The following is an 18099-nucleotide window of genomic DNA, read 5'->3' on the forward strand; positions in this document are numbered from 1 at the left end:
AAAAATTTAATTTAGAGTAAAAGTTACTCGACAAAATACCTTAATCATCGATGAATTGTCATATTGCTGAAAATCAAATGGTTTAATAATCAGTTTTTTATTTGATTTTCAACTAATTTATATCCAAATTTGCACTACTATTACTTCGATATGCTAACAGTACGCAATCTTTCTTTTTCCTATCTAAAAGAAGCAACCCTTCAAAACATTGATTTTTCTTTGGAAAGAGGAAAAAATCTGGCTGTAATTGGCGAAAGTGGTTGTGGGAAAAGCACTTTACTCAAGCTGATTTATGGTTTGTACGACTTAGATGAAGGAAACATTTTTTGGAACGATGTAGAAGTGTTGGGTCCGAAATTCAACCTCATTCCCGGTGTTGATTCAATGAAATATTTGGCACAAGATTTCGATTTGATGCCTTTCATTACAGTTGCAGAAAATGTTGGGAAATACCTTTCTAATATTTATCCTGATAAGAAAAAAGCTAGAGTAATGGAATTATTGGAAATTGTAGAAATGACCGATTTTGTCAATGTAAAGGCTAAAACATTGAGCGGCGGACAAATGCAACGTGTTGCTATTGCACGAGTTTTGGCATTGGAACCCGAATTACTTTTGTTGGACGAACCCTTCAGTCATATTGATAATTTCAGAAAGAACAGTCTCAGAAGAAAATTGTTTTCTTACCTAAAAGAAAAACAGATTACCTGTATAGTTGCCACTCATGATAGTACCGATGTACTTTCGTTTGCTGATGAAGTGCTAGTGATGAAAGAAGGCACAATCATTGAAAAAGGAACACCAAAAAAGGTTTTTGAAACCCCAATAAATCGGTATGTAGCTTCTCTTTTTGGTGATGTTAATGAAATGGAAATCGATGGGAAAACATACTTAATTTATCCGCACCAATTAAAAGTTACCGAAAAATCCAATCTGAAAGTGACTGTTGTTCACTCGTATTTCAGAGGAAATCATTACTTGATTGAAGCCGAATACAATACTCAAACTGTCTTTTTTGAAAGTGAAGTTGATTTTAAAAAATCTTCAGATGTATGCCTAAAAAAAATAGACCTCTAAAATTCATCAGAAGTCTATTTTCTATATTCTATTTTCTTTACTCTAATTTTTCAAATACTTTTCCAAAAATTGATCTTGTTCCCAAAGCAAGTGTAAAATATTTTCCTTGGCCACATAACCGTGCGATTCTTTTGGTAAAATTACCATTCGAACAGGCGCGCCCAAGTTTTTCAAAGCCTGAAAATAACGTTCGGTTTGTAACGTAAATGTTCCAGGATTGTTATCGGCTTCACCATGAGTTAACAGCAATGGTGTTTTCATTTTATCGGCATTCATAAACGGTGACATTCCGTTGTAAATTTCGGGAACATCCCAATAATTACGCTGTTCACTTTGAAAACCAAAAGGCGTTAAGGTTCGATTATAGGCGCCACTTCGAGCAATTCCGCAAGCAAATAAATTCGAATGCGTCAGTAGATTTGCTGTCATGAATGCACCATACGAATGTCCGCCCACAGCCACTTTTTTTCTATTGATATAACCCAATTGATCTACAGCATCAATTGCAGCTTCTCCATTGGCCACCAATTGTGGAATAAAAGTATCATTCGGTTCGGTTGTTCCTTCTCCAATAATTGGGAACGAAGCATCGTCTAAAACAGCGTATCCTTTGGTAACCCAATACACAAAAGAACCGTAGTTAGGAAAGGTGAATTCATTTGGGTTTTTATTGCTTTGTCCAGCCGAACTTTTGTCTTTAAATTCTTCTGGATACGCCCAAATCAATAAAGGTAATTTCTCCGATTTCTTTACACGATCATAATTGGCAGGCAAATACAACGTTCCTGATAATTCAACTCCGTCTTTTCGTTTGTATTTGATTACTTCTTTATAAACATTTTTGATGCTCTCAAATGGATTTTTAAAGTTAGTGATTTGAGTTAATTTGCCTTTCGATTTAATATTTCTAAAATAGTAATTTGGAAACTCATTTTTCGACTGAATCATTACCAAAACATCGCCTTTTTTAAAATCTTCTATCGATAACAAATCTTCTTTTTTGTCTTTGTAAGTCGAAGTATATAAACGTTTGGTTTTTAAGGTTTTTAAGTTGTATTCATCAATAAAAGGAAACTGACCTTCTTTGGTAAATCCATCACCAATTAAATACGTATTGTCATTTTCAATGGCCAAAACGTAACGATTGTACTGATTGCGTTTGGTTTCAAAATTTCCGGGATCAGAATAAATGTCTTGCGAATTGCGATCGGTAATAATTTTTGGTTCTTGGCTTGGATTGGATGGATTGAATAAGTAGGTTTTTTCGTTTCGAGTATCGTACCAACTGTCAATTGCGATGGCATAGCTTTCATTGCCCCATACAATTCCACCATAACGTTGCTGCAACTTAATCAATGAAGTTGGATTAGAAGAAAACGGTGCATCCCAAGAAAAAACTTCGTCTCTATAATCGGCTTTTACGGCTTGATCACCTTCGTCTAAAGCCACAACATACGACAATGAAGCCGGTTTGTCAGCTCTCCAACTCATGCTTCTTTTTCCTTTTCGTACGGATGAAAACCCTTTCGGCATCACTTCGGTTAGAGGAACTTCATTGACTAATTTTACTTCTTTTCCAGAAGCATCATACACCACTGTTTTTTGAGGAAAACGACTCAACGGAACGATGTACGAAAAAGGTTTCTGAATGGTAGTCAACATCAAATAATTCCCGTCAGGAGAAAAACTTTCACCCGCATAAATGTCAGCTGATTTGTACAATTGCATCGAACCCGATAAGGTTACTTTATACAATTCGGAGGTAACTAATGTTTCAAAATTGGCTTCATCGGTTTTGTTTTTCAACAAATCTTGAAAGGTTCTGTTTTGTGATTTCGAACCGTCACTAACTGATACGGTTGGACCTTTTGGTAAATCTTTTTTACTGTCGATTAAAGCTGGACGATTTTTAGGCAATACTTTTACCAATAAGGTTTCGTTGTCTTTCATCCAATTGAATGGACTTCCTAAATTGGCATTCAAATTATCCGAAGTTATTTTTTTTGCAGAGGCAGTAGCTACATCAATGACCCATAATTCAACTCCCGAATTGGTAGTGTGCGTGAATGCGATTTTGGTCTCATTGGGCGACCATGAAACGTTGGCAATTCGAGCATTTTCGGGTAAACCTGTAACTTGTTGTTCTACTTTATCGGCCACTTTTCTCAGCTTTAAATTGTTGATGTACGTTACGGTGCTCGAAATATTAGTAACCGGATTGATTCGCAAACCACCCAAACGCATTTCTTCTTGATTCAAATCATCAAGGGTTTTGTATGTATTGCGATAACTCAATAACATGTACACTTTTTTGGAGTCCATATTTACTGATGGCGCTCGCTCGTAATCAGCCAAAGCCATAATTTCAGCCGAAGGTTTTTGATACGTTACATTTTCCTGAGCCAGAATGGTCCATCCAAAACTCAATAAAAACAAGGAAAGAAATAGTCGTTTTTTCATAATAAATCGGATTTTGATTGTTTGATTGGTCTAAGATAATTCAAACTCGTTACAAATTAGTTGTGAGAATTTAATTTTTAGTGAATAATGTGCTTCGTTTTTTAAAAATTAGTAAATTTGATATAATGAATACGATAATTAACCAACTTTAATACCTTATAACTAATGGGAAAATTTGTAATTACAAACAGAACTAACGGAGAATACCAATTCAATTTAAAAGCAGGGAACGGACAAACCATTTTGGCTAGCGAAGGTTACACAACTAAAGCGGCGTGTTTGAACGGAGTAGAATCAGTAAAGAAAAATTCGCAAGATGATGCTCGTTTTGAGAAAAAAGAATCGTCCAACGGAAAGTACTATTTCAGTTTAAAAGCCACTAATGGTCAAATTATTGGTTCGAGTGAAATGTACGAAAGTGCTTCTGCTAGAGACAACGGAATAGAATCAGTAAAGAAAAATGCACCTGATGCAGAAACCGATGATCAATCGGCTTAATATATCTATTTTTTAAGGAGAAAACCAGTTTAGTGATAGACTGGTTTTTTTATTCTAAAATGATTGCAACTAATTAGCATTTTCCTATATTTATACTTTCAAAAACATCGTTTTTTAGAAAAAGACTAAAAACAGGCTATTAATTTTATCAATACATCAAATTATGTATCATTCAAAAATATCGGGTTTAGGATTTTATGTTCCTGATAATGTTGTCACTAATGATGATTTATCCAAAATAATGGACACTAACGATGCTTGGATTCAAGAACGAACCGGAATCAAAGAGCGTCGTCATGTTGTTCGAGGTGAAGATACCACAACCACTATGGGTGTAAAAGCAGCTCAAATAGCCATCGAACGTTCCAAAATTGCCAAAGAAGACATTGATTTTGTAATATTTGCCACTTTGAGTCCGGACTATTATTTTCCTGGTCCGGGAGTTTTAGTGCAGCGCGATTTGGGTTTAAGAACTGTAGGCGCGCTTGATGTTAGAAATCAATGCTCGGGTTTTGTCTATGCGATTTCAATTGCCGATCAATACATTAAAACTGGAATGTACAAAAACATTTTAGTCATTGGTTCCGAATTGCATTCGACAGGTTTGGACATGACCGATAGAGGCAGAGGTGTTTCAGTTATTTTTGGTGATGGAGCAGGAGCAGCAGTGCTTTCTCGAGAAGATGATTTGAGTAAAGGAATTCTTTCTACACATTTGCATTCAGAAGGTCAACACGCCGAAGAATTGGTTTTAATTGCTCCTGGAATGGGCAAACGTTGGGTGACGGATATTTTAGCAGAAAATGATCCCAACGATGAAAGTTATTTTCCTTATATGAACGGGCAATTTGTGTTTAAAAACGCTGTAGTCCGATTTGCAGAAGTAATCAATGAAGGTTTGGAAGCCAATAATTTGAACGTTTCTGATATTTCAATGTTGATTCCACATCAAGCGAATTTGAGAATTTCTCAGTTCATTCAGCATAAATTTCAATTGACTGACGATCAAGTGTTCAACAACATTCAAAAATACGGAAATACTACTGCAGCATCGATTCCGATTGCTCTAACCGAAGCTTGGGAAAGCGGAAAAATCAAAGAAGGCGATTTGGTCGTTTTGGCCGCTTTTGGTAGTGGTTTTACTTGGGGAAGCGCAATTATTAGATGGTAATAAATAAAGGCGGACTTTAGTCCGCCTTTTCTATAAATTCTAATTTTTTTTAAAACATTCCGCCACCGCCTTGGGTTTCGTTTTTGTCGCGTTGTTTTCTTTGTAACGCTCCGTTTTTACCTGAACCAAATTTATAATTAAATCCTAAGTATACCGAACGACTTTCCCAGTTGAATTCTCCTTCACGCGGACTCGGTTTCGAGCCTTCAAATTGAAAATTCATCGACTTAAAAATATCGCTGAATCGTGCACTTACGGTTCCGTTTCCTTTCATTACGGTCAAACTCGCACCAATGTCGGTTTTCCACATGGCTTTTCTCGTGTATTGCAAACTCTTGTCTTGTCCGCGGTACATTCCAAACCACTGTGCGCGTAGATTTTTGGTGATTTTAAAATTGTTGTTGATGCGCGAATTGAACAATGTAGCATCTACAGTAGAAGTTTCAATTACATTTTGCTCATTTTCAACGGCACCTTTTACTTTTCTATAATAGGCATCGAAACTGATATTAGCGCTCCACCATTTGGTGAAATCTAAATTTCCAGATACTTCAAGTCCGTAAGCGTTATTGTCTTCAAAGTTTAAATACGTTAAGATTTGACGGTTTTCATCCAATGGATCCGTATACACTGAACGCGTGATTTCGTCTTCAATCATTCGATAAAAAACACCCGAAGTAATACTTCCGATTTTAGTTTTTCGGGTATAATTCAATTCAAATGAATTAGTAAATTGTGGTACTAAAGATGGTTCTCCAACCGAAGTTACCGTTGGCGTACTCCATTCTCTAATCGGATTTACTTGTCCGATGCTTGGTCGATCCACACGGCGCGAAAAATTCAAATTGAACGAGTTTTTTTCACTTGGAGTGTACGTCAAATACGCTGATGGATAAACTGCGAAAATTTCGTCTTCGTAATTTTCGGTTAAAATTTCAGTTGTATTTCCATTCAAATTGATGTCTTCTGAATCTAATTTTCTGAATTGAGAATCCACATTGTACTGTTCGAAACGCGAACCCAATTGGTAACTCCATTTTTCAAATTGTTTGCCATAAGTAACGTACGCCGAGTGAATGGTTCGTTTGAAATCAAAATCAGAATCGTAATTATTGGTTATGTCAAACGAGTTGTCGGTAGCTTCAATTCGGCTTTCCAAACCTAATTCCAGCTTAGTTTTATCGGTCAACGGATTCACATAATCAAGGTTGATGATGGTATTGTCGCCCAATGTTTTCACTTGATTACTAAAAGCTGAATTCAAATTAGGGTAGCTAAAATAAGCCAATTCTCGACCGTCATTTAGGTTGTAATTGATTTCCAGCTCAATGTTTTCACCTTCTTTTTTGAAATCGTGTTTGTAATCCAAATTGTAAGTTTGAGTGGTGTTTGAATTGTCATTGATGAACAATTGCACTATGTCAGGATTGCTTCCAGAAGTGAAATCAACATCTGTTTTTCCAAAACCATCTCCGTCAAAACGACTTTGATTAGTGTAAAATGAAATGGTATTTCGATCGTTGATGTAAAAATCCAGACCAATTTTTCCTAAGTGAGAGGTGTTTTTATTGCCAAAATCAAACAATTGATTACTTCGGTTATCAACTTCTAAAATATTGATGAATCCGTTGTTGGCATATTTTCCGTGGTTGAAGCCATAATTTCCGTAGAAATTGAATTTTCCTGAACGGTAATTCATATCGATGGATGAATTTACTTTGGGCGTGATGGCAAAAGTCACACCGTTGTTGATGCTTCCGTTGAATCCCAATTTGGCGTTTTTGTGCAAAACGATGTTGATGATACCGCTCATTCCTTCAGGGTTGTACTTGGCTGATGGGTTGGTAATCAATTCAATTTGTTTGATGGAAGCCGATGGAATCTGTTGTAATAATTGGGCTGCGCTAACATTGGTTGGTTTTCCATCAACCAGTATTCGTACGTTTTCATTTCCACGTAAACTAATCGCATTGGTTTGAGGATCAACCGAAACCGAAGGAATATTGTTCATGATTTCGCCCGCAGTTGCACCAGCCGAAATCAAATCTTTGCCGACATTGATGACTTTTCGGTCGATTTTTTGTTCGATAATCGATTTGTCTTTTACAATTTCAACTTCTTTTAATAGAGTCGCTTCTTCTTCAAGGTAAATGGTTTTTAAATTGATTGATTTGTCTGTGTTTGAAAGATTGATCGTAACCGTTTGTTTTTTGTATCCGATGAATATGATTTCGACAGTTACTGTCTTTAGAGGTATATTTTTAACGGTAAAATTTCCGTTGTCTTGGCTGATTCCGCCAGTGATTATTTTCCCCTCATCGATGATAGAAATAGTTACATAAGGGATAGCTTCATTGGTTTTTTTGTCGATTACTTTTCCTGAAATACTACCAGGTTTTAAAGAAGTTGAGGTTTCATTTTGTGCCTGACTAAAAAAAGTAATGAACGTAAATAGGAAACAAATAGCAATTTTTGATTTCATGTAAAGAACTTAAATTTGAATTGATTGATGATTTTTGCTACTGTAAGGCGAACAAAAGAGGAATTTGTTACAATTCTATAAAAAAAACTCCTGAAAAGAATTTCAGAAGTTTTTAAAAATATAGTTGGGGTACATTTGGGGACTTTATCGTTTCATAGCAAAATGCGCTCTGAATTCTTTTTGTTGACTCTCTTTTGTATACGAAACTACAAACCAATAATCGTCTGAAATGGCTAGTTGTCCGTTGTACATTCCATCCCATCCTTGACCTGATGGATAAATTTGTTTGATTAATTTTCCATAACGATCATAAATGAATATGGTTGAATCGTCTTGTTTTTTTAAATCGATGATGTTCCATGTATCGTTGATACCATCGCCATTTGGAGTGAAATATCTAGGATAATTCACTACAAGCGCTTCAATAACGGTTATTCCACAGCCGTTTTTGTCACGAACTACTATAGTGTGTATTCCTGATTCTACATTTTCAAAAATCGGACTGTCTTGGAAAACTAAATTATCCATTTGGTATTCGTAATCACCACCAGTTCCGGTTGCGATTACGGTTACCGTTTGATTATCTGTAAATTCTTCACTCACCGCATAGCTTACAATTGCTGGTTCAGATGGAGTAACAGTTACCATTGTTTCTTCTGAAGTACAACCGGTTGAGTTGTTGGTTGCCAAAACACTGTACGTTCCGGGTAAAATTGCCGTGTAAGTAGCTCCAGTTCCGACCATTTGTCCATTCGAATCAAACCATTCAAATGTATGTGTTGAAGCCGATAAACCACTTGAAATGACATACGGATTTAACAATTCACCTTGGCTAGTAATACAAATGATTCCGTCTTGTGGAGTCGGTTCGGGTAACGTATGAATGATGAAATTCACCGGATGAATATCATAGCAACTTGGTGCTAACGAATTGGTCACCTTAATGAAAATGGTTGATAAAGAGGTTGTAGTCACAGCATTGATTCCTGCTACAGCATCAGCAGGATTTTCATAGTAAGCAACAGCAAATTCGCTGCCAGTTTGACTTCCTAAAGCACTTGCCGTTAGTGTCGACAAATCTACTGAAGTGACACCATCGTTAACACCATCTTCGTCACACAATGTGCGTAAAGAAACCGGAATTGCATTCACCACTGGTGTATCAATGATGGTTACATCAAATGAAGTTTCGTCTGAACAGTTAGGGTTGTACCCAGAAAGTGCATAAACATAAATCGTTTTGGTCGTGTTAACAATGCTTCCTGGCGCTAGCATTCCACCAGTTCCGTTAGGTCCGTTATAGTAATTTCCTACTGTTAACGTTGGTAAAGTATAGCTTTCGCATGTGGTAACATCGCTTAGTTCATCTACATTGAAAATAGTAACGTTGAATGATTTTTCATCGCTACAATTCGGATTGGTACCTGATTGAGCATAAACATAAATAGTTTGATTAGTAGTAAGTACATCACCAGCGTTCAATTGCGTTCCAGTTCCACCCGATTGAGTGTAGTAATTTCCAACGGCTAGAGCAGGTAATGTATACGAATTACAAGTGTTTACGTTAGGAAAATTACCAACAAAAGGAGTAGGAATAATAGTTACATCAAAGCTACTTTCATCAAAACAGTTGATGCGTTCAGCCGATTCTTTATAAATATAAATCGTTTGACTTGTAGTGATTACAGTTCCAGCCAGAATTTCAGTTCCAGTTCCGTGTGGACCATTCGTTTCGGTGTAATAATGATTATCTGTTGTTAATGCAGGAAGTACGTAACTGTCGCAAACGGTAACATCAGCACTAACATCGGCAGTGATCGTGAAAATGTCAATAAAGAAACTATTTTCAGCACTACAACCATTGGCATTAACACCATAAATATAAATGACTTGTGAAGAGGTAATTACATCGCCACCTTGTAGTAATGTTCCTGTTGCATTCGGACCCGTATAATAATTTCCATTAGTCAAATTGGTCAGAGTGTACGAATTACACGGAGTCTGATCAGGTCTAGAATCAATGATTGGAGCAGGATGAACCGTAATCGAAATTGATGCTTCGTTTTGACATCCACTTCCATTATCCACAAAAATAAAAATCGATTGTGAGCTTGTAATCACATGACCAGGCTGCAAAACAGTTCCCGTTCCGCCACTTCCTGTGTAATAATTCCCTACAGGAATCGTTGGTAAAGTATAGCTTACACAGCTTGTTAAATTGGTTGGAGTTACAATTTCGGGTAATGTTATCGTTACTGTGAAATGATAATTATCGGTACAATTTGGAGTTGAAGCAGTGGGTACATATACATAAATGTCTTGTGTAGTGGTAATAACGGTTCCCGCTGCAATTTGGGTTCCGCCGCCAGCAGGTGCTGTAAAATAATTTCCAACCACCAAATCGGGCAAAGTATAACCTGCACATTCGGTTACCGATGTTGGGAAATCCAAACCAATCACTACTTGAAAATTGCTTTGAGCAGTACAACTTCCGCTGCTTGCGTAAATATAAATTGTTTGAGATGAAGTTATCACATCTCCTGCTTGCAATTGATTTCCTGTTCCGCCCGGAGCATCATAATAAGTTCCAAAAGAAATACTTGGTAAAGTGTAGGAAACACAGTCGTAGGCATTTGGTAAACTAGAAACGTTGGGCGAATTTGTAATTACCACATCAAACGATAAATCGATTACACAGAATGGTGGTGTTAATGATTCGTAATAAAAATAAATAGTTTGATTTGAACTGATTACTGTTCCAGCTAGCAATTCGGTTCCACTTCCAGCAGGTTGTGTAAAGTACTGTCCAAAAGCTAGACCAGGTAAAACATAACTATCACATACTTCTCTCGTACTCATGTCCAATTCTTCAGGAATGATAATGGTAACTGTAAAATTAGTTTCATTATCACAGGCTGGAATAGTGTTGGTTGTACTGTACACATAAATTGTTTGAGTTGCTGTAATTACATCACCAGCAAAAAGAGCCGTTCCTGTTCCGTTTTGACCTGTAAAATAATTTCCGTTTGTTAAAGCAGGAAGAGTATAACTATCACATGTAATTACATCTTCTAAATCATCAACGGCAGGTATAGCATTTACTATTAAGTTTATGGGCGTCACATCACGACAGGTTGAATCACTACCTAATGAAATAGCAGCGTAAACCGTAGTTGAATGAGTGTAATAATTTAAAGTTGTTAGTTGGTTTGTGCCGTTTTGTGCATCATTTAGATTAGTGTAATAAGTAACTGTATATACACTTGGTGATTGTGTTCCTAAGACATTATCGGTTAATGTGTTTAGATTGAAATACTGTTGAGCTGAACCTAAAATATTTTCACAACGTGAAATATCACTAATTGGATTTGCAACCGGAGGATTTACAACCAACAAATCGAATGATTTGACAATGTAACAACCCGTATCTGGATTGTTTATTCGGATGTAAATGGTTTGGTTTCCAGATGATACATAAGTGTTACCAATAGCATTAGTATTGTTTTGTGCATCTGTTTGTGACGTAAAATAAGCAACTGTTGTACCAGTTGGCATTCCTTGTGTAACAACAGCTGTATTTTGAGATAAGTTATAAGTGTAATTGGCTGCATTTGTGTTGCATTTGTACAAATCATTGGGTTCAGTTGTAGCAAAGTCTGGATGGTACTGAATAACAACCGAATCAGTTACATTTTGACACGATAAAGTATTGTTAGTGTAGATGATTTCGTACACTCCAGGCTGATTAACAGTTAATGATGGTCCAGTTTGACCCACTATTAAAACGCCGTCTTTTCTCCATTGAAAAGTGTATTCATTTGGATCAAGCCCCGAATTAATAGTATGTGATTCAGAATTACACAATGCATTTCCACTTGCAACGGTTAAGTCTTGTCCTAAAACTTCTTGCCCGATATTGAAACTGTTGGATGATAAGAAGATAGCCGAATCCGATTGAAAATCTCCTCTATCGGCAATCACTAATTTAATTCGGTAGGGCACATTCGGAGTCAGTACTGCCGAAGCATTCATGATTACTGTTTGACCATTATAATTTGTTGCCGATGCAGCTGCGTTTGAACCTCCATTGAACGACCCAAAGAATTGTGGGTTTTGAGAACTACACGTTGAATTGTATAAAAAATTTCGAATCGTCACTACCGAAATGGGATCAGTAGTTCCAGGAACAACTGCCAAATTTGTGGTAACACCAGTATTCAAATTTGTCAATAAAAAGGCAAATGCATCAGAAAACTGACACTGAAAATTTCCGTATTCTTCGGATGCAAATAAAAAGTCGAAGTCAAAGTGTGATGAAATAGGAGTAAAGTCAAATTCTAAAACCGTGGCATTAACAGAGTTCATAGTTATTCCCGAAGCTGCTAAAACAGATTCAAGTGAAGCATCGCCTGTCCAAGCGTTGGTTCCATCATTAAGCATAGTCGAGTTTGGACCAGCTGCATTCATCACATTTCCAGTTGTTAAAATAACACCACTTTGCATCGGGAAACTCGGATTGGTATTTTGAAAATAGCCTATTCCGTTTGTAGAACCAAAATTAGTTCCTGTTCTCCAATTGATGTTGGTGGCATTTACACAAGCCGAATTAATCAAAACGTCATTTACAAGTTGTGGTACAGTATGCGAATTTACATCTACTGTAATAGCTTGTGAAAAAAGGTTAAGAGATGAAAAAAGAGTAATTAGGGCAACAATTTTTTTCATAAAAGCATTAGATTTGAGACCAAATGTATATAAACATCGATTAAAATACTAAAAAAATCGATGAAATGCGTTAAATTAATTTAAACATAGGTAAAAAACTTACAATTTTTGTTTTTTACTATTGTGATGAAAATGAAACAGTTAGAGTTGAGTGTATTCTGTACATTTTGAGTGTGTATTTTTTCGTTATTTTTTTTAGAATAATCCTATCTTTGCAACCTTAAAAAAAAGTACCATGTCATTAGTAGAAATTCTAACTCCGAGTATCAAAAAAGCAATCTCCGAATTGTTTGAAGTCGAAATTGAAAAAATCGAATTTCAATCGACTAGGAAGGATTTTGAAGGTGATATTACCATGGTGATTTTTCCACTTTTGAAAGTAATTAAAGGCAATCCATTAGAAATCGGAACTAAAATCGGGAATTATTTAGTTGAAAATGTGACTGAAGTTGAGAAGTTCAATGTGGTTGCTGGATTTTTAAACGTAGTAATTTCGGATGCGTATTATGTGAAATTCTTCAACCAAATTAAGGATGAAGAACAGTACGGTTTTGTGCATCAACAAGCCAATGAAAAGGCAGTAATGGTTGAATATTCTTCACCAAACACCAATAAACCCTTGCATTTAGGTCACGTTCGTAATAATTTATTGGGTTATTCAGTAGCCGAAATCATTAAAGCTTCGGGTAAAAAAGTCTATAAAACTCAAATTATCAATGATCGTGGTATTCACATCTGTAAATCGATGTTGGCTTGGCAGAAATTCGGCAACGGTCAAACTCCTGAATCAACTGGATTAAAAGGCGATAAGTTGGTTGGGAATTTTTACGTTCAATTTGATAAACAGTACAAGGCAGAAATCAACGATTTAATCGCTCAAGGTAAAACTGAAGATGAAGCAAAAAAAATAGCTCCAATTATTGTTGAAGCCCAACAAATGCTACTCGATTGGGAAGCCGGAAACCCCGAAGTTATCGAACTCTGGAAAACCATGAATCAATGGGTGTACGACGGTTTTGCGCAAACGTACAACAACCTCGGAGTAGATTTTGACAGTTATTACTACGAATCCAACACCTATTTATTAGGTAAAGAAGTAGTACAATTTGGCTTAGAAAAAGGCATTTTCGAAAAAGATCCTGATGGTTCGGTTTGGATTGATTTAACTTCTGATGGTTTGGATCGAAAAATCGTGTTGCGTTCGGATGGAACTGCGGTCTATATGACGCAAGACATCGGAACCGCCATTCAACGAGTAAAAGATTTTCCAGATGTAGGCGGAATGGTATATACAGTCGGAAATGAGCAAGATTACCATTTCAAAGTGTTATTTTTAATTCTGAAAAAACTCGGATTTGATTGGGCGGAAAGTTTGTACCATTTATCGTATGGAATGGTCGAATTGCCTACTGGAAAAATGAAATCACGTGAAGGAACCGTTGTCGATGCTGATGATTTGATGGAAGAAATGACAACCACTGCGCAAACTATTTCAGAAGAATTAGGAAAGTTAGAAGGTTACACCAACGAAGAAAAAGCTAAATTGTTCAAAACAATTGGTTTGGGTGCGTTGAAATATTACATGTTAAAAGTTGATCCTAAAAAACAAATGATGTTCAATCCAGAAGAATCGGTTGATTTTAATGGAAACACTGGGCCATTTATTCAGTATACCTACGCTCGTATTCAGTCGATTTTGAGAAAAGCCGATTTTGATTACAAGTTTGTTGCTGCAACTCTAGCCGATGCACTTCATCCAAAAGAAAAAGAACTCATTAAACAAGTTCAATTATTTCCAGAAGTGATTCAAGATGCGGCTAAAAATCATAGCCCAGCATTAGTAGCTAATTATACGTATGATTTGGTTAAAGAATTCAACTCTTTTTACCAAAACGTTTCTATTTTAGGAGAAGAAAATCAAGATAAAAAAGTACTCCGAGTGCAACTTTCCAATTCAGTAGCTAATACCATAAAAAATGCGTTCCGTTTACTCGGAATTGAAGTTCCAGAGCGAATGTAACATCATATACGAAGTTTGAAGTACGGTATTTGAAGTACAAAGTATATGAATATGTAAAAATAAAACTCCGCTGTATTGGCGGAGTTTTTTTATGAATCATCGTGGCTTTGGGAAAATTTTCCTTCTGTTAAAATAATTTCCAAAGTCGGGTGGAATCGTCGGATCTATAATCGGTCCGTTAGGATCAATCTGCTCCAATTTTGCATCGGGTAATTGAACTTCTTCAAACGGAATCGACCACACATTATCGTCTTTTGTTCCATTAGAACCCGATGTTCCGTTGTACATTTTTCCACTAATCACTAAAGGAACATCAGAAACAATTTTCATCGAACCTGTTCTTAGATTAGACGTTGTTCTATAACTAGGATCGTGCATCGCAATAATGTCTACAATTCGCATGTCTAAAACAGATTTCGGTGGAGTCAACATATCCACTTCCATTTCAGTAATTAAATTTCCAGGTAAATCAAAAAAATGAATTCGAATGTGTGCTCGTTCATTGTTGAAATTCAAAATATAAAAGGTAGTGCCAGTGTAGGCACTAACGCCTTCGCCAAAAATTTCGTGGCTGTCGCGCCAATAAGGTGTAACGTACTTGTAATTTGCCATAAGTAACTAATTTTAAGTTTGAAGTTCAAACCTAATTATTTAATTAAAAGACAAATAGTCTAAAAGGACAAACGACCATTTAAAAGGACGAAGACGAGCAAAAAAAACTCCAACGTTACGCAGGAGGTTTGTATTATTGTCTCTTTTCTAATCTAAAATAAGTAAAGAATCCTATTTCATCCGTGATTGGCTGATCGATGGTTGGTGAACAGTACATTTGCTCGCTACCATCATTAAAAATACTATAACTTTGATAACTATGAGTTAAAGTACTTCCTACAAAAAAGTTTCTCTTAATGACGTTTCCATCGACACTAAAACTTCCTGTTAGGATAATTCCTCCTGAATTTTCAATAAATGAGCCGTCAGCTTTGTATTCGATTGTTGGACCATTGTCAATCAAATAACGTATTGGATTCCCATCTTGATCGTACTCTGTGTAATCCTGATAATTTTCCACATATTGCCATTTGCCTACTAATTCTTGAGGAATAACTACTGGTTCATCCGAATCAGAGCAACTAAACAATGTAGTCAAAACAAATAATAAAAGTAATTTTTTCATAGGGTTTGGTTTGTATATTCAAATATAAAAAAAATTAAAAACTAAAACGCAAATACGCATTAGGAGTTCGCTCTAAAGCATAAGTATTTACTTTTTCAATCGTTGAAGTGTTTTGATTGATTCTAAAATACTGATTGATCGTGTTTTTGGCGTCCAATAGATTTTGAACGGAAGCACCCATTTGAAGTTTTGAGTTTTTTCCCAATTCGATGGTATATCCAGCAGAGAAATTCAACTGAAAGTAGTCGTCTAAACGAGATGAATTGGGTTCTGCATATACAATTTGATTGTCTACGATGGTATTGTTTAAAGGCAAAGTAGTAGGCTTTCCGGTGAACCATCGTGCGCCAAAAGCGACTTTTAAATGCTTGTAATCGTAAATGATTCCGGTGTTGACTTGATGCTGGTTTTCAAAATTATTCGGAAATGTCGATGGCGTAAAATCAGCAAAAGTGTAGTCGTTATCGGTATACGTATAAGTGACCCAAGCAATCAAATTCGAAATCTGTTTTTGTATCAACAACTCCGAGCCCAAAACACGGTATTCGCCATTGATTTTTAATGCTTCCAATTGGTTTTGGAAACTTTGGCTTCGAGAAGAAATTCCGGTTACTTTCTTATAAAAATTATCCAAAGTAATCAGCCAGTTTTTCTTTTTAAAGGTCAATCCAACTGACGCTTGATTACTTTTAATGATTGGAACATCATTATTGTTGGCAAGTGTCCAACGGCGTTTTTCAATTCCGAGGAAATCCTGTTGTAAATCGACAATTTGTGAACTATTCTGGCTTTTTATTTCGCCCAATACTTCCAACTGAAAGTGATTAGAAAACTCAAAATTCAACTGCAATCTAGGCTCTGAGATGAACGCTTGCAATTGTGAAATGTAATTCTGACGAAATCCTAAAGTAGCATTCAGTTTTGTAGTGGTCGAAACATAATTCATTTCGGCAATCAAAGCGTGAATGTGCAAAATGTCTTTAATCGATTTTGAAAACAATGGACTGTTTACTTTATCAAAATTGCGAATCCCAATTTCATTGAACTGATAACCGTTTTTAAAGGTGAATTTTTTGTTTAAAATATGATTGTTTCGTAGAGAAATATTAGTATCTAAAATAGTATTCTCTTGGTTAAAAATCTGGTTTCCTTCGATGGCTTGGTTTTCTGAATCGACTTTATAAAAAGAACCATAAGCAATAATTTGTGAACTGTTTTTATCGTTCCAAATGGTGTTAAAATCAATACTTCCAGCAAGTGTTTCTTGGTCTAAAACACTTTGTCTGCGAATGGTAAGGTTGTTTTCAAATTTGCTTTGATCTAAATCCAAATGATTGGCAATGGTGATCAAATTGAAAATCAAATTGGTTTTTTCTTTGATTTTCTGATGGAATTTCAACGTTGCATCGTAGAAATAAAAGTTTTCATCGGTTTCGTACTTGATGTTTGCATTATCAGAAAGTGTGGTTACAACGGTATTTTGAAATACTCTGTTGAGGTAACTTTTATAGGTTGGTGAAGTCCAAAGATCGGTCAACGAACGACGACCACTCAATTCTAGTGAACTTTTTTTAGAAGTTTTAATAAAAGTATTAAAATCAACATTAATCATATTCACACCAATGGATGAGTTGTTTTTAGTAACATCAGAATTGGTAGTGATGTTTACTGTACTCGAAACGCCTTCACCTAAAAAGGCCGAACTTCCGTTTTTATTGATGGTTACTTTTTGTGCCAAATTCGGGTTCAAAACTGAAATCAATCCGTAAAAATGACCCGTTTGAAACAGTCGAATTCCATTCCACAAAAACAAATTCTGATCGTGAGTTCCGCCACGCACATTGATGTTGGAAATGGTTTCATCCACACTCATTACTCCAGGTAATTGCAACATCGTTTGAAACACATCAGGTTCAGTTAATCCCGGAAGTAATCCAAATTTTTTGGGTTTGATTTCGAATGAGCCATCTACTTTTTTAGAAATCCCTTTGGCTAAATACACTGTTGTTATTACTTCATCGAGTTGGTATTCTTTGGGTTGTAAATAGAGATTTGGACAATTTTCTTTGTACAAATCAATAGAAGCGATACTTTTTTTCTCGTAGTTCAAGTGTGAGATTTCTATATCGTTGGCCGTTTTCAAGTCAAATTCAAAATAGCCTTTTTCGTTTGAAATAACGGAGTAATTGAGTTTTCGTATTGAAACTGTGGCGCTTTCTATAGGAAGTTGTGTAGAAGCATCCAGTAAGTAACCACACAAAGGTTTGTCTAAATTTTTGTTATTAATTATAGAAATGTAGGTGTCGGTTACAAACTTGAATTCGAGTTTTGTTTTTTTCGAAATATAGTTCAGTTTTTGATCGAGAGAAAGTTTTTCTTCGGGTGGAACAATTTTGAAAATGGCGATTTCTTCTTCAATGTAATTGATGTTTACATTATGCTTTTTTTCTATAGCTTCAAGTACCAACTTCAATAAAATAGCTTTGTCT

The 18099-nt window shown here is 35.9% G+C and carries 10 protein-coding genes; 4 read left to right on the plus strand and 6 right to left on the minus strand.

Translation table 11 applies throughout. The annotated features are described in order from the left end of the window. The first annotated feature begins 150 nt into the window (after positions 1–150). Positions 151–1077 (plus strand): ABC transporter ATP-binding protein, encoded by a 927-nt coding sequence (locus VK161_RS07505; RefSeq protein ID WP_324214153.1) that lies wholly within the window; start codon positions 151–153, stop codon positions 1075–1077. A 42-nt stretch (positions 1078–1119) separates the two neighbouring features. On the opposite strand, the gene VK161_RS07510 is transcribed toward VK161_RS07505, so the two are convergent. Next, complete coding sequence (locus tag VK161_RS07510; RefSeq protein WP_324214154.1) at positions 1120–3537, minus strand: prolyl oligopeptidase family serine peptidase; 2418 nt, start codon at positions 3535–3537, stop codon at positions 1120–1122. A 165-nt stretch (positions 3538–3702) separates the two neighbouring features. Between VK161_RS07510 and VK161_RS07515 the strand changes: the two genes are divergently transcribed. After that, positions 3703–4035 (plus strand): YegP family protein, encoded by a 333-nt coding sequence (locus VK161_RS07515; protein ID WP_324214155.1) that lies wholly within the window; start codon positions 3703–3705, stop codon positions 4033–4035. Positions 4036–4198: 163 nt separating this feature from the next. Further along, positions 4199–5206: a beta-ketoacyl-ACP synthase III gene (locus VK161_RS07520; RefSeq protein WP_324214156.1), complete on the plus strand. Its 1008-nt coding sequence runs from the start codon at positions 4199–4201 to the stop codon at positions 5204–5206. A 49-nt stretch (positions 5207–5255) separates the two neighbouring features. Here the strand turns inward: VK161_RS07520 and VK161_RS07525 are convergent, their stop codons facing one another. After that, positions 5256–7688: an outer membrane beta-barrel family protein gene (locus tag VK161_RS07525; RefSeq protein WP_324214157.1), complete on the minus strand. Its 2433-nt coding sequence runs from the start codon at positions 7686–7688 to the stop codon at positions 5256–5258. Positions 7689–7832: 144 nt separating this feature from the next. Further along, positions 7833–12413 carry a choice-of-anchor L domain-containing protein gene (locus VK161_RS07530; RefSeq protein WP_324214158.1) on the minus strand — a complete coding sequence of 1527 codons (4581 nt, stop codon included), beginning with the start codon at positions 12411–12413 and terminating at the stop codon, positions 7833–7835. A 235-nt stretch (positions 12414–12648) separates the two neighbouring features. Between VK161_RS07530 and argS the strand changes: the two genes are divergently transcribed. Beyond that, positions 12649–14433, plus strand: a complete 1785-nt coding sequence (gene argS, locus VK161_RS07535) for an arginine--tRNA ligase (RefSeq protein ID WP_324214159.1) — start codon at positions 12649–12651, stop codon at positions 14431–14433. A 96-nt stretch (positions 14434–14529) separates the two neighbouring features. Here the strand turns inward: argS and VK161_RS07540 are convergent, their stop codons facing one another. The 3 genes from VK161_RS07540 to VK161_RS07550 all read right to left on the minus strand — a co-directional run bounded on the left by VK161_RS07540 (position 14530) and on the right by VK161_RS07550 (position 18083). After that, positions 14530–15045, minus strand: a complete 516-nt coding sequence (locus tag VK161_RS07540) for a hypothetical protein (RefSeq protein WP_324214160.1) — start codon at positions 15043–15045, stop codon at positions 14530–14532. Positions 15046–15178: 133 nt separating this feature from the next. Beyond that, complete coding sequence (locus VK161_RS07545; protein ID WP_324214161.1) at positions 15179–15610, minus strand: hypothetical protein; 432 nt, start codon at positions 15608–15610, stop codon at positions 15179–15181. Between the two features lie 34 nt (positions 15611–15644). Continuing rightward, positions 15645–18083 (minus strand): TonB-dependent receptor, encoded by a 2439-nt coding sequence (locus VK161_RS07550; protein ID WP_324214162.1) that lies wholly within the window; start codon positions 18081–18083, stop codon positions 15645–15647. Positions 18084–18099 lie beyond the last annotated feature (16 nt).

The sequence above is a fragment of the Flavobacterium sp. genome (genome assembly GCF_035299245.1).
Taxonomy (GTDB): Bacteria; Bacteroidota; Bacteroidia; order Flavobacteriales; family Flavobacteriaceae; genus Flavobacterium.

Bases quoted from the DNA above. Each gene is read 5' to 3' on its own strand.
- VK161_RS07505 (WP_324214153.1), top strand. From the start codon at position 151: ATGCTAACAGTACGCAATCTTTCTTTTTCCTATCTAAAAGAAGCAACC.
- VK161_RS07510 (WP_324214154.1), bottom strand. From the start codon at position 3,537: ATGAAAAAACGACTATTTCTTTCCTTGTTTTTATTGAGTTTTGGATGG.
- VK161_RS07515 (WP_324214155.1), top strand. From the start codon at position 3,703: ATGGGAAAATTTGTAATTACAAACAGAACTAACGGAGAATACCAATTC.
- VK161_RS07520 (WP_324214156.1), top strand. From the start codon at position 4,199: ATGTATCATTCAAAAATATCGGGTTTAGGATTTTATGTTCCTGATAAT.
- VK161_RS07525 (WP_324214157.1), bottom strand. From the start codon at position 7,688: ATGAAATCAAAAATTGCTATTTGTTTCCTATTTACGTTCATTACTTTT.
- VK161_RS07530 (WP_324214158.1), bottom strand. From the start codon at position 12,413: ATGAAAAAAATTGTTGCCCTAATTACTCTTTTTTCATCTCTTAACCTT.
- argS (WP_324214159.1), top strand. From the start codon at position 12,649: ATGTCATTAGTAGAAATTCTAACTCCGAGTATCAAAAAAGCAATCTCC.
- VK161_RS07540 (WP_324214160.1), bottom strand. From the start codon at position 15,045: ATGGCAAATTACAAGTACGTTACACCTTATTGGCGCGACAGCCACGAA.
- VK161_RS07545 (WP_324214161.1), bottom strand. From the start codon at position 15,610: ATGAAAAAATTACTTTTATTATTTGTTTTGACTACATTGTTTAGTTGC.